15 protein-coding genes are annotated in these 10,728 nt (G+C 64.5%); 12 read left to right on the forward strand and 3 right to left on the reverse strand.

The window, feature by feature from the left end; all coding sequences use genetic code 11:
* Positions 1–144: 144 nt before the first annotated feature.
* Positions 145–495: a hypothetical protein gene (locus tag LJE63_12140; GenBank protein MCG6907354.1), complete on the reverse strand. Its 351-nt coding sequence runs from the start codon at positions 493–495 to the stop codon at positions 145–147.
* Between the two features lie 32 nt (positions 496–527).
* Entirely contained in the window at positions 528–821 is a 294-nt protein-coding gene (locus LJE63_12145; GenBank protein MCG6907355.1) for a hypothetical protein, read from the reverse strand.
* Between the two features lie 175 nt (positions 822–996).
* On the opposite strand from LJE63_12145, the gene nfo reads away from it, so the two are divergent.
* Together nfo and LJE63_12155 are read left to right on the forward strand one after the other, a co-directional pair.
* On the forward strand, positions 997–1,845 hold the full coding sequence (nfo, locus tag LJE63_12150; protein ID MCG6907356.1) for a deoxyribonuclease IV: 849 nt from the start codon (positions 997–999) through the stop codon (positions 1,843–1,845).
* 262 nt (positions 1,846–2,107) lie between these two features.
* Positions 2,108–3,106, forward strand: a complete 999-nt coding sequence (locus LJE63_12155; GenBank protein ID MCG6907357.1) for a tRNA 4-thiouridine(8) synthase ThiI — start codon at positions 2,108–2,110, stop codon at positions 3,104–3,106.
* A gap of 137 nt (positions 3,107–3,243) precedes the next feature.
* On the opposite strand, the gene rlmN is transcribed toward LJE63_12155, so the two are convergent.
* Positions 3,244–4,308 carry a 23S rRNA (adenine(2503)-C(2))-methyltransferase RlmN gene (gene rlmN, locus LJE63_12160; GenBank protein ID MCG6907358.1) on the reverse strand — a complete coding sequence of 355 codons (1,065 nt, stop codon included), beginning with the start codon at positions 4,306–4,308 and terminating at the stop codon, positions 3,244–3,246.
* 173 nt (positions 4,309–4,481) lie between these two features.
* Here rlmN and ffh point away from each other — a divergent pair, with 173 nt between their 5' ends.
* Genes ffh through rsmI form a run of 10 tightly spaced genes read left to right on the forward strand, consistent with a single transcriptional unit; the run spans position 4,482 to position 10,593 of the window.
* Positions 4,482–5,813, forward strand: coding sequence for a signal recognition particle protein (gene ffh, locus LJE63_12165; protein MCG6907359.1), 1,332 nt, complete (start codon positions 4,482–4,484; stop codon positions 5,811–5,813).
* An 11-nt stretch (positions 5,814–5,824) separates the two neighbouring features.
* Complete coding sequence (rpsP, locus tag LJE63_12170; GenBank protein MCG6907360.1) at positions 5,825–6,079, forward strand: 30S ribosomal protein S16; 255 nt, start codon at positions 5,825–5,827, stop codon at positions 6,077–6,079.
* 60 nt (positions 6,080–6,139) lie between these two features.
* Positions 6,140–6,370, forward strand: coding sequence for a KH domain-containing protein (locus LJE63_12175; GenBank protein ID MCG6907361.1), 231 nt, complete (start codon positions 6,140–6,142; stop codon positions 6,368–6,370).
* Positions 6,354–6,899 carry a ribosome maturation factor RimM gene (rimM, locus tag LJE63_12180; protein ID MCG6907362.1) on the forward strand — a complete coding sequence of 182 codons (546 nt, stop codon included), beginning with the start codon at positions 6,354–6,356 and terminating at the stop codon, positions 6,897–6,899. Before LJE63_12175 ends, rimM begins: the two co-directional genes overlap by 17 nt.
* A 9-nt stretch (positions 6,900–6,908) precedes the next feature.
* Positions 6,909–7,697, forward strand: coding sequence for a tRNA (guanosine(37)-N1)-methyltransferase TrmD (gene trmD, locus LJE63_12185; protein MCG6907363.1), 789 nt, complete (start codon positions 6,909–6,911; stop codon positions 7,695–7,697).
* Positions 7,651–8,232, forward strand: coding sequence for an RNA methyltransferase (locus tag LJE63_12190; protein ID MCG6907364.1), 582 nt, complete (start codon positions 7,651–7,653; stop codon positions 8,230–8,232). The genes trmD and LJE63_12190 overlap by 47 nt, the downstream gene beginning before the upstream one ends.
* 56 nt (positions 8,233–8,288) lie before the next feature.
* On the forward strand, positions 8,289–8,636 hold the full coding sequence (rplS, locus tag LJE63_12195; GenBank protein MCG6907365.1) for a 50S ribosomal protein L19: 348 nt from the start codon (positions 8,289–8,291) through the stop codon (positions 8,634–8,636).
* Between the two features lie 8 nt (positions 8,637–8,644).
* Positions 8,645–9,298: a ribonuclease HII gene (locus LJE63_12200; GenBank protein MCG6907366.1), complete on the forward strand. Its 654-nt coding sequence runs from the start codon at positions 8,645–8,647 to the stop codon at positions 9,296–9,298.
* 49 nt (positions 9,299–9,347) lie between these two features.
* Complete coding sequence (locus LJE63_12205) at positions 9,348–9,719, forward strand: YraN family protein (protein MCG6907367.1); 372 nt, start codon at positions 9,348–9,350, stop codon at positions 9,717–9,719.
* Positions 9,694–10,593 carry a 16S rRNA (cytidine(1402)-2'-O)-methyltransferase gene (gene rsmI, locus LJE63_12210; GenBank protein ID MCG6907368.1) on the forward strand — a complete coding sequence of 300 codons (900 nt, stop codon included), beginning with the start codon at positions 9,694–9,696 and terminating at the stop codon, positions 10,591–10,593. Before LJE63_12205 ends, rsmI begins: the two co-directional genes overlap by 26 nt.
* The last annotated feature ends 135 nt before the right edge of the window (positions 10,594–10,728 follow it).

Genomic DNA, 10,728 nt, shown 5'->3' on the forward strand with positions numbered 1-10,728 from the left:
CGTTGCACTGCATCTCGAGGTCGCTGCGGCGTACATAAGTACGCCGCACTCCTCGAGATTTGCGCGCCTTGAACTTGGGCTTTCTACGAAACTGTCTGATTTTTACTTTTTACCGGTTCACCAACTTTAAGGGGCCCGGCGGCGTTACTTGGCGGTGGGTGCCGGTCGGTCTTCCAGCAGCTGGATGATGTGCTCCTGCTGCCGCAGCAGCTGCAGGTTGGTCTCCACCATGTAGCGCGTCGAAACCGCGATCTGGCGCAGATATTCATCGGCCATGGCGGTGGTTTCGGTGCCGTGAACCCTATCGCCGCGGTCCCTGGCCTCCAGGGCGCGGTAGAACGCTTCGCTGATGTCCAGGAAGACCGCCGGGGAGCGGCCGTCCCGGGGCGGCCCGTCCCCGGCCGGGGCCGAGGACCCGATGGAAAGCAGCAGGGCGGCCGCGAGCAGCAGGCCCGGCAGCAGGCGGCGCTTGGGGGGTGGGGCGGCGGTCGGCATGGCGTGACTCCTCGGGCTGGTGGGGGCAGCCGTCAGGGGGTGATTTTCTCGAGAATCCGGCCGCTGCCGTCCAGGATAAAGATCATGAAGCCGTTGGCGGCGGCGCTGCCGGTCAGGTGATTGAGGCGGATGGCCTGGGGCTGGTATTTCAGGCCCTGGTCCCGTTTCAGGCTGTTGAGGCACAGCAGGGCATCCTCTTTTTCGTGGAATGCCGGGATGAAGGAAACATCGTCCTCCGGGTAGTGCTGACCCAGAAACTGCTCGTTGCCGCCGGGGTCCTGGACAAACACCCACACCCACGGCGATTGGTTTTCAGGTTTTTCCATGTGGCGGCTCCTTTTGCAGGCAATTGAACTGCTCCCAGCTATAGAAGATCGCCTCGTGGTCTGTCAATATGCAATCCCTGCGGCTTGTCAGGCGGCCGGCGGCTGTGTTATCCGGATAAAAGACGGCCGTTTTGCCTTAAACCCGAGCGAGGCCAGGATGGGGAAAAGAAACCCGGTGCCCCCGAAACGGGTCGGCGCCCACGTCAGCATCGCCGGCGGCGTGGAAAATGCGCCCCTCAACGCGGCCGCCATCGGCGCCCGGGCGTTTGCGATGTTCACCAAGAACCAGCGCCGCTGGCAGGCCAAGCCGCTGAGCGCCGAAAACATCCGGCGCTTCCGCGACAACTGCCGCGACAAGGGCTATCGGCCGGAGGATATTCTGCCCCACGCGGGCTATCTTATCAATCTGGGGCACCCCGAGACGGCCGGCCTGGCCAAGTCGCGGGCGGGGTTTCAGGACGAGATGGCGCGCTGCCGGCAGTTGGGGCTGACCGCGCTCAATTTCCACCCCGGAAGCCACCTGAAGCAAATCACCGAGCGGGAGTGCATCCAGCGGATCGCCGAGTCCATCAACCTGGCCCTGGAGGAGACCCCCGGGGTCACGGCGGTGATCGAAAACACCGCCGGGCAGGGAAGCCAGCTCGGCTATCGTTTCGAGCAGCTGGCTGAGATCATCGCCCGGGTGGCCGACCAAAGCCGGGTGGGGGTCTGCCTGGACACCTGCCACGCCCATGCCGCCGGCTACGACCTGACCACCGAGGCGGGCTGCCGGGAGGCCTTTGCGGCCTTCGACGCCTCAATCGGCTTTGGCTTTCTGCGGGGGATGCACCTCAACGACGCCAAGAAGGGGGTCGGCAGCCGGGTGGATCGCCACGCCGGCCTGGGCGAGGGGGGCCTGGGGTGGACGGTATTCCGGTTTATCATGAACGACCCGCGCTTCAATTGCCCGCTGATCCTGGAGACCCCGGACGACGGCCGTTGGGCCCGGGAGATCCGGCAGCTCTATGCCCTGCAGGCGGCCTGACGGGACGTCCCGTCAGGCCGCCTGCGACGAGCCGCCTTAGAGCGCGTCTTGGCCGATAGGGGATCTTAAGGGCCTCGGCAAGAAATAATTCCACATCTTGCTTGTCTTTTGGCCCGTTACCGGCGTTACATCCGCCGGCACATATCCCGATATGCACCGGCGAATGTGCCTTGGTGGCGAACCAAAATCCGGCGCAATATTGTGGAATTATTTATTGCCGCGACCCTAACCCCACTACACCCACAGGGGGCGTTGCCACGCCATGAAGCCAGAAAAGGGAAACGTGCGCGCCCTGGGGCTTAGCTCCGGGGGCCTGGACAGCATCCTCTCCGCCCTGGTGTTGCGCCGTCAGGGGATCGCGGTGGCCTGGGTGGCCTTCGAGACCCCTTTTTTTTCGGCCGCCAAGGCCCGCCAGGCAGCCCGCATGATCGAGGTGCCGCTGACGGTCCGCCCCATCACGGCGGTCTACCTGGAGATGCTCAAAAACCCGCCCGTCGGCTACGGGCGCCACATGAACCCCTGCATGGACTGCCACACCCTGATGTTCCGGCTGGCCGGCGAGATGATGCGGGCCGAAGGCGCCGACTTTCTCTTCAGCGGCGAGGTCCTCGGCCAGCGGCCCATGTCCCAGACCCGCCAGTCGCTGCGCTATGTGGAGAAGCACTCCGGCTTCGACGGCTATATCCTGCGGCCCCTGAGTGCCCAGAGGCTGCCCGAGACCATTCCCGAAAAGCGGGGCTGGGTGGCGCGCGCGGGGCTGTTGGGCATTGCGGGCCGGGGCCGCAAGGAACAGATACGGCTGGCGCGCGAATTCGGTGTGACCGACTACCCGGCGCCCGCCGGCGGCTGTCTGCTGACCGACAAGAATTACAGCCGGCGGCTGCGGGATCTGCTCGCCCAGCGGGATCTCCCGGCCGAAAGGGAGCTTGAGCTGCTCAAATACGGGCGCCACTTCCGCCTGGATCCCGACGCCAAGGTCGTCGTGGGGCGCTCCCGGGCGGAAAACGAGGCCATTCTGGGCTGCTGCGACCCGGCCGTCGACATCCAGGTCAAGATCCGGGATTATCCCGGCCCGCTGGCCCTGATGCCCCACGGCGGCAAACCGGCGGCGGTCATGCTGGCCGCCACGATCTGCGCCGGCTACAGCAAGGCGCCCAAGATGGTCCAGGCGGTCGCGGCCGAGGTGGTCGGCCCCGGCGGCCGGGAGGTGCTGCAGGTCATCGCGCTGCCGCCGACCGATTTCAAGCGTTTGTTGATTTAGGGTCGCGGCAATAAATAATCCCTCAAGATGGCGCCGGATTTTGGTTCGTCATCAAGGCGCATCCGTCGGCGCATATCGAGATATGTGCCGGCGGGTGTAACGCCGGTGGCGGGCCAAAAGACCAGCCAGATGCGGGATTATTTTTTTCCGGGGCCCTCAGCCCTTAGCTGGCCGCAGGCGGCGGAGATGTCCTGGCCTTTGCTGTGGCGCACCAGGGCCGTGTAGTGGGCGTCGCAGAGCAGTTCGCGGAAGGCTTCGATGGCCTCCGGCGACGGCCGCCGCAGGCGGCTGAAGGGATTTTGGTTGAAGGGGATCAGATTGATTTTGGCGCGGATCGGGCGCAGCAGGCGGGCTAGGCGGCGGGCATCGGCCGGGCTGTCGTTGATCCCCTCCATCAGGATGTACTCGAAGGTGATCATGCGCCCGGGTGAAAGCGGATAGCGGGCGCAGGCGGCCATCAGCTCCTCCAGCGGGTAGCGGCGGTTGATGGGCATCAACCGGCTGCGGGTCTGGTTTTCGGTGGCGTTCAGGGAGACCGCCAGGTTGACCCGGGTATCGCGGCCCAGGTCCGCCAGGCGCGGCACCAGCCCGGCGGTGGAGACGGTGACCCGGCGGCTGGCAAAGCGCAGCCCGAAATCGTTGTCGGTCAGGGTTTCGATCGCCCCGATGAGGTTGTCGTAGTTGTCCAGCGGCTCGCCCATCCCCATGAAGACGATATTGGTCAGGCCCCGGGCCGTGGCGCGGTCGTCCCGCAGGTCGTGCAGCGCGTCCCGGACCTGCGCGATGATTTCCCCGCGGCTGAGGTTTCTCTCCAGTCCGCCGCGGGCGGTCAGGCAGAACTGACAGCCCTGGGCGCAGCCCACCTGGCTGGAGATGCACAGGGTGTAGTGGTCCTTTTCCGGGATCAGGACGCTTTCGATGTGCGCGCCGTCCTCCAGCCGGTAGAGGGATTTGCGGGAGCCGTCGGCGGAGGTTTCCACCTGTTCAAGCTGCAGCCGGCTGATGCGGAAATGGGTCGCGAGCTCCTGGCGAATGGCTTTGGAGAGGTCCGTCATCTCGTCGAAATCATCGCACTGGCGCAGGTGGACCCACTGGAAGATCTGGCTGGCGCGGTAGGCTGCAATCTTTCGTGCCGCCAGCCAGTCGGCGATCTCCCGGCGTGAAAAATCGATGATGTTGGCTCTCGGGTCGATGGCCTGCATGGTGTCCTGTGGGGGGGCGCGCAGCGGTCGCCCGGGGAGAGGGCGGAAGGGGCCTTGCGGTCGGCGCTAAACGGTTATTTTGCTTGACATAACACGACCATCATACTATTTTCAACATTTTATTGTTTCCTGAATAGGGGATCCCAATTGATCGGGGGTCGGGGCGGGGTTTCATGCTGGATAGCCTGAGCGATAAACTCAACACGGTCTTCAAGAAGCTCAAAGGCCACGGCAAGCTGACCGAGAAGAACATCGAGGACGGCCTGCGCGAGGTCCGGATGGCGCTTCTGGAAGCCGACGTGCATTACAAAGTTGTAAAAAAATTTATTTCCGATATAAGGGGCAGGGCCCTGGGCCAGGAGGTGCTGGCCAGCCTGACACCCGGCCAGCAGGTGGTCAAGATCGTCAACGAGGAGCTCACCGCCCTGATGGGCGGGCGGCACCAGGAGCTGAGCCTGGAAGGCTCCCCGCCGGCTGCCGTCATGCTGGTGGGCCTGCAGGGCTCGGGAAAGACCACTACGGCCGGGAAACTGGCCGTTTTTTTGCGTAAAGGCGGCCGCAAGCCCTACCTCGTGCCGGCGGATGTCTACCGGCCGGCGGCCATCGAGCAGCTGCAGCGGCTGGGGGCGCAGCTGTCGGTGCCGGTGTTCCCGTCACAGACCGACATGGACCCGGTGGATATCTGCCGGGAGGCCCGCACGGCCGCGCACCAGGCCGGGTGCGACACCCTGCTGCTGGACACCGCCGGGCGCCTGCACGTGGACGATGTCCTGATGGAAGAGCTGCGCCGGATCAAAGCGGCCGCAACCCCTTCCGATATCCTGCTCGTGGCCGATGCCATGACCGGCCAGGACGCGGTCAACATCGCCGAATCCTTCGACCGCGCGCTGGATATCGGCGGCGTGGTGCTCACCAAGCTGGACGGCGATGCCCGCGGCGGGGCCGCGCTCTCCATCAAGGCGATCACCGGCAAGCCGATCAAGTTCGTCGGCGTCGGCGAAAAGCTCGCCCAACTCGAGGCCTTTCACCCCGAACGCCTGGCCTCCAGCATCCTGGGAATGGGGGACCTGCTGACCTTCATCGAGAAGGCCCAGGCGGTGGTCGATGAAAAAAAGGCGGCCGAGCTCGAGAAGAAGCTGCGCAAGAACCAGTTCACCCTGGAGGACTTTCGCGACCAGATGGTCCAGATCCGCAAGATGGGCTCCGTCAAAGACCTGTTGGGCATGATCCCCGGGATCAGCAAAAGCAAGCAGTTCAAGAATCTCCAGGTGGACGACCGCGAGCTGGTGAGGATCGAGGCGATCATCAATTCGATGACCGCCCAGGAGCGGCTGCAGCACACGATCATCAACGGCAGCCGGCGCAAACGGATCGCCATGGGCAGCGGCACCCGGGTACAGGACGTCAACCAATTGCTCAAAAACTACAGCCAAGTCATGAAGATGATGAAGCAAATCAACAAAGGCGGCCTGCGCAATCTGGGGCGTGGAATGCTGCCGTTCTAAGGAGAAATTAAATGCCAGTAAAGATCAGATTGGCCAGACACGGCGCCAAAAAGAAGCCTTTTTACCGTATTGTGGTCGCCAATTCCGAAGCCCGGCGCGACGGTCGCTTCCTGGAGGTCGTGGGCACCTACAACCCTCTGCCGGACCCGGCCCAGGTGACCTTCAAAAACGAGCGCGTCCAGTACTGGATGAGCCAGGGGGCGATTCCCACCCCAACGGTAAAAAACCTTTTGAAAAAAGAAGGGATTTTTGCTAATCCTCTATAAAATTGGGCTGCTCTTCAGGCCACATTTCCTCTAATTCGCAGACCAAAAGGAGGCGGCGCTATGAAAGAGCTCATCAAGTACATCGCTCAGGCACTGGTTGACCATCCCGAAGAAGTCTCCGTTGCAGAAGTAGAGGGAAATCAGACCTCGGTCCTGGAACTCAAGGTGGCCAAAGAGGATCTCGGCAAGGTGATCGGCAAACAGGGGCGGACGGCCCGTGCCATGCGAACCATTTTAAGCGCCGCTTCCGCCAAGGTCAAAAAGCGGACCGTTCTTGAGATCATTGAGTAGCCCGTTCAACATGGCCGACGCCGGCGAGATTCTGATCGGTGAAATCGTCGGCGTCCACGGAATCCGTGGCAACCTCAAGGTGCGCTCCTACGCCGAGAGCGACGCGTTGTTCGCGCCCAATCTGACCCTGGCGGTCAAGCCGGTGCGCGGCGCCAAAACCGTGTGCCGGGTCAAATCGGTGCAGCCCCATGGGCAGGGGCTGTTGATGGCCCTCGAGGGCGTCGACTCCCGCGGCCAGGCCGAGGCCCTGCGGGGGGCGGCGCTTTATATCCAGAGGTGCCTGCTGGCCGAACCCCAGGACGGGGCCTTTTTTTGGTACGAGCTGATCGGTCTGCGTGTTCTCACGGAGAAAGACCAATACGTCGGAAAGGTGGCCGCCGTTTTTCAGACCGGCAGCAACGACGTCTATGTGGTCCGCAATCCCGAAGGCGAACGCACGGAGATCCTGCTGCCGGCCATCGCCTCGGTGATTCGGGAGATCGATCTGGATACCGGCGTCATGCGGGTGCGCCTGCTGGAAGGGCTATGACAGGGCGCCATGCAGTTTGCCGTTTTAACGATTTTTCCGGATATGGTGGGGGCCTTATGCGGGCATGGTGTTATCCGCAGAGCCATCGAGCAGCATAAAATCAGCATCGATTGTATCGATATTCGCGCGTTTGCCAAAGGCCGGCACCGGGTAACCGATGACCGGCCTTATGGCGGGGGCTGCGGCATGGTGATGAAGCCCGAGCCGCTGGCCGCCGCCATCCGCGCCGCCAAAGGCAGGGCCCCGAATGCCCCGACGGTGCTGCTGACCCCCCAGGGGCGCCCGTTCACCCAGCGGCTGGCCCAGGAGCTGGCCGCCGGCGAGGGTCTCACCCTGGTCTGCGGGCGCTACGAAGGGGTCGATGAGCGCATCTGCGGCCGCTTCATCGATTACGAGATTTCCATCGGCGACTACGTCCTGACCGGCGGGGAACTGGCCGCGATGGTGGTCATCGATGCGGTGGCGCGCCTGATTCCGGGTGTTCTGGGAGGGGTCGAGTCCGCGGACAAAGACTCTTTCTCCGGGGACCTGCTGGAGCACGGCCACTTCACCCGGCCCTCGGAGTTCGAGGGCGAGCCGGTCCCGGCGGTCCTGCTCTCGGGCAATCACGAGGAAATCCGCCGCTGGCGGCTGGAGGCTTCCCTGGTGCGCACGGTCCTGAAGCGTCCGGATCTGCTCGCCGGGCGGGACTGCACGGCCGAGGAGATCGCGATTCTCAAGCGCTGGCAGCATACGGTGGGAAAGATCATCGATGCCCAATCTCTACGTGGCGCTGGTGCACCACCCGGTGGTCAATAAAGACGGCGATACGATCGCCGCGGCGGTGACCAACCTGGACCTGCACGACATCGCCCGGGTCGCCAAAACATACGGTGTCAAAGGGTTTTACGTCACCACGCCGCTGGCCGACCAGCAGCACCTGGTGCGGCGGATCACGGCCCACTGGCTGGAGGGCCCCGGCGGGTGCCACAACCCCAAACGCCGGGAGGCCCTGGCGCTGATCCGGCTGGCCGACAGCCTCGAGCAGGCCCTGGCCGAGATCGGCCGGGAGGCGGGAGAGCGCCCGCGGACGGTGGCCACCGCCGCCCGCCGCCGACCCGGCAGCATCGGCTTCGGCGATTTGCGCAGGCAGCTTTCGGGGGGAAGCCCGCACGTGCTGGTTTTGGGGACGGCCTGGGGTCTCGCGCCATCGGTGTTCGAAGCGGCCGATACGGTGCTGGAGCCGGTTGAAGGGCCCAGCTTATACAACCACCTTTCGGTCCGGGCGGCGGCGGCGGTGATTCTGGATCGCCTGCTGGCCTGCCGGGCCAAGGAAGATTTGGAAACCGATTAACCGACGGTCCCGATCAGGGATCCACCCGTTGGGACGAACTCATCTGGGAGACGACCATGGAACCAATCAAGGAACTGGAAAGAGAACTGATCCGCCTCGACCTGCCGGCCTTTGCCGCGGGCGACACGGTCAAGGTGCACGTTAAAATCAAGGAAGGTGAAAAGGAGCGCATCCAGGTCTTCCAAGGCGTGGTCATCAGCAAGCGCAAGGGCGGGATCAACGCGTCTTTCACCGTCCGCAAGGTGTCCTACGGCATCGGGGTGGAGCGGATCTTTCCGCTGCACTCGCCGATCATCGACAAGATTGAGGTGGTTACCCGGGGGCGGGTGCGGCGCGCCAAGATCTACTACCTGCGCAACCTCCGGGGCAAGGCCGCCCGGATCCGCGAACGGCGTCTGAACTAGGGCGGATCATGACCGCGCCCGCCGACGCCGCCGCTCTCTGGAAGTTCGAACGCGGCGTTTACGACCGCGGGCACGACCGCATTGCCGGGGTCGACGAGGCCGGCCGGGGTCCCCTGGCCGGCCCGGTGGTTTCGGCCGCGGTGATTCTGGACCGCGACGCCCCCATCGACGGTCTGGCCGACTCCAAGACCCTCAGCCCCCGCAAGCGCGAAAGCCTCTTTGCGGAGATCTACGCCCGCGCCGTGGCCGTCGGGATCGGGATCGTGGATGCCATCGAGATCGACCGCGTCAACATCCTGCAGGCCTCCCTGCGGGCCATGGCCATGGCCGTCGCCAATCTCCGGCCCCGCCCGGACTGGCTCCTGATCGACGGCCCGTTCGGGATTCCGGCCGAACTGCCCCAAACACCCATCCCCAAGGGCGACGGGCTGAGCGCCTCCATTGCGGCGGCCTCGATCGTCGCCAAGGTCAGCCGGGACCATCTGATGGCCCGCTACCACGAAGACTACCCCCAGTACGGCTTCTCCCGCCACAAGGGCTACCCCACCCGGGCCCACCGCGACGCCCTGCGGCAGTTCGGCTGCTGCCCTATTCACAGACGCAGTTTCAACGGCGTTGGGCCCTTTTCCGGGGCGTTAACCCAACCCGGCTGGGGGCCATGAAGGCGGCCGCGAGGCCTCAGGCCGCCGGCCCCCGGCGGGAGGGCGCCCCATGCTGAACCCCCGCCAGCAGTACGGGCAGAAATCCGAAGCCCTTGCCGTCCGGCATTTGAAAAAGAGCGGCTACCGGATCCTGGAGCAGAATTACCGCACCCCCGCCGGCGAGATCGACATCATCGCCCAGGACGGCCAGACCCTGGTGTTTGTCGAGGTCAAGGCCCGGCGCACATACGGCTACGGGAGCCCCAAGCAGTCGGTCACCCCCCGCAAGCAGAAAAAAATATCCATGGCGGCCCTGTACTACCTCAAGACCCGCAAAGGGATGTCCTTGCGGGCCCGCTTCGACGTGGTGGCCATCACCACCGCCGGGCAGTCCGAGCGGATCGAGATCGTCAAAAATGCCTTCGAACTCGCCTACGAATGACCCCGACGAGCCCCTGCCGGCCGGGATGCTCTACGTTGTCGCAACCCCCATCGGCAACCTGGACGACATCACCATAAGGGCCCTCAAAACCCTCGCCGCGGTGGACCTCATCGCCGCCGAGGACACCCGCCACACCAAACGTCTGCTGGACCGCCACGCTCTCCCCGCCGGCCGCCTGATCTCCTGCCACGAGCACAACGAAGCGGAGCGGGTGGCGCAGTTGCTGGCCGCCCTGCGGGAGGGCAAGACGGTCGCCCTGGTCTCCGATGCCGGGACCCCCGGCGTCTCCGACCCCGGCTACCGGCTGGTGCAGGCGGCGCGGGCAGCAGGGTTTTCGGTGGTGCCGATTCCGGGGCCTTCGGCGGCCGTCACGGCCCTGAGCGCCGCCGGCCTGCCCACCGACGCCTTCCTCTTCGTGGGCTTTCCGCCCCGCAAACAGGGCGCCCTGAAGCGCGACCTGGCCGCTCTCGCCGCCCAGCGGGCCACCCTGATCTTCTACGAATCCCCGCGGCGGCTGCTCACGCTGCTGCAGGCCCTGCGGGACGCCCTGGGGGACCGCCGGGCGGTGCTGGCCCGCGAGCTGACCAAGATCCACGAGGAATTTGTCTGCGGCTGCCTTTCCGAAATTTCCCAGACCCTGGCCCAGCGCCCGGCGCTCAAGGGCGAGTGCACCCTGCTGGTGAGCGGCGCGGGCGCGGAGGCGGCCGCCCCGGCCATCGAGCAAATCCGCGAGGAGATCGAAGCGGGCCTAAGTGAGCCAAACGCAGGTATTGCGGCCCTATCCCAGGCCATCGCCAAGAAATACGGGCTTCCCCGGCGCAGCGTTTACGCCGAGGCCGTCAAGATCCAGGAGCGGTTGCGGTGTAAAAAGTGACCCGCCAAGGGGCATGGATGATGTCCTCTTAACTCCCAATCCACTTATGGAAAATGGTTATGGACTGCCCCAAAACCATATTTATAAATGAATGGACGTTATATATTGAAATAGTTAGAGAATACACCTCCGAGA

This window comes from Desulfobacteraceae bacterium, assembly GCA_022340425.1.
GTDB lineage: Bacteria > Desulfobacterota > Desulfobacteria > Desulfobacterales > JAABRJ01 > JAABRJ01.

What these genes read in the sequence shown, in the direction of transcription:
- LJE63_12140 (MCG6907354.1), bottom strand. Translation starts at nt 495, where the DNA reads ATGCCGACCGCCGCCCCACCCCCCAAGCGCCGCCTGCTGCCGGGCCTG.
- LJE63_12145 (MCG6907355.1), bottom strand. Translation starts at nt 821, where the DNA reads ATGGAAAAACCTGAAAACCAATCGCCGTGGGTGTGGGTGTTTGTCCAG.
- LJE63_12155 (MCG6907357.1), top strand. Translation starts at nt 2,108, where the DNA reads ATGAAGCCAGAAAAGGGAAACGTGCGCGCCCTGGGGCTTAGCTCCGGG.
- rlmN (MCG6907358.1), bottom strand. Translation starts at nt 4,308, where the DNA reads ATGCAGGCCATCGACCCGAGAGCCAACATCATCGATTTTTCACGCCGG.
- ffh (MCG6907359.1), top strand. Translation starts at nt 4,482, where the DNA reads ATGCTGGATAGCCTGAGCGATAAACTCAACACGGTCTTCAAGAAGCTC.
- rpsP (MCG6907360.1), top strand. Translation starts at nt 5,825, where the DNA reads ATGCCAGTAAAGATCAGATTGGCCAGACACGGCGCCAAAAAGAAGCCT.
- LJE63_12175 (MCG6907361.1), top strand. Translation starts at nt 6,140, where the DNA reads ATGAAAGAGCTCATCAAGTACATCGCTCAGGCACTGGTTGACCATCCC.
- trmD (MCG6907363.1), top strand. Translation starts at nt 6,909, where the DNA reads ATGCAGTTTGCCGTTTTAACGATTTTTCCGGATATGGTGGGGGCCTTA.
- LJE63_12190 (MCG6907364.1), top strand. Translation starts at nt 7,651, where the DNA reads ATGCCCAATCTCTACGTGGCGCTGGTGCACCACCCGGTGGTCAATAAA.
- rplS (MCG6907365.1), top strand. Translation starts at nt 8,289, where the DNA reads ATGGAACCAATCAAGGAACTGGAAAGAGAACTGATCCGCCTCGACCTG.
- LJE63_12200 (MCG6907366.1), top strand. Translation starts at nt 8,645, where the DNA reads ATGACCGCGCCCGCCGACGCCGCCGCTCTCTGGAAGTTCGAACGCGGC.
- LJE63_12205 (MCG6907367.1), top strand. Translation starts at nt 9,348, where the DNA reads ATGCTGAACCCCCGCCAGCAGTACGGGCAGAAATCCGAAGCCCTTGCC.
- rsmI (MCG6907368.1), top strand. Translation starts at nt 9,694, where the DNA reads ATGCCTTCGAACTCGCCTACGAATGACCCCGACGAGCCCCTGCCGGCC.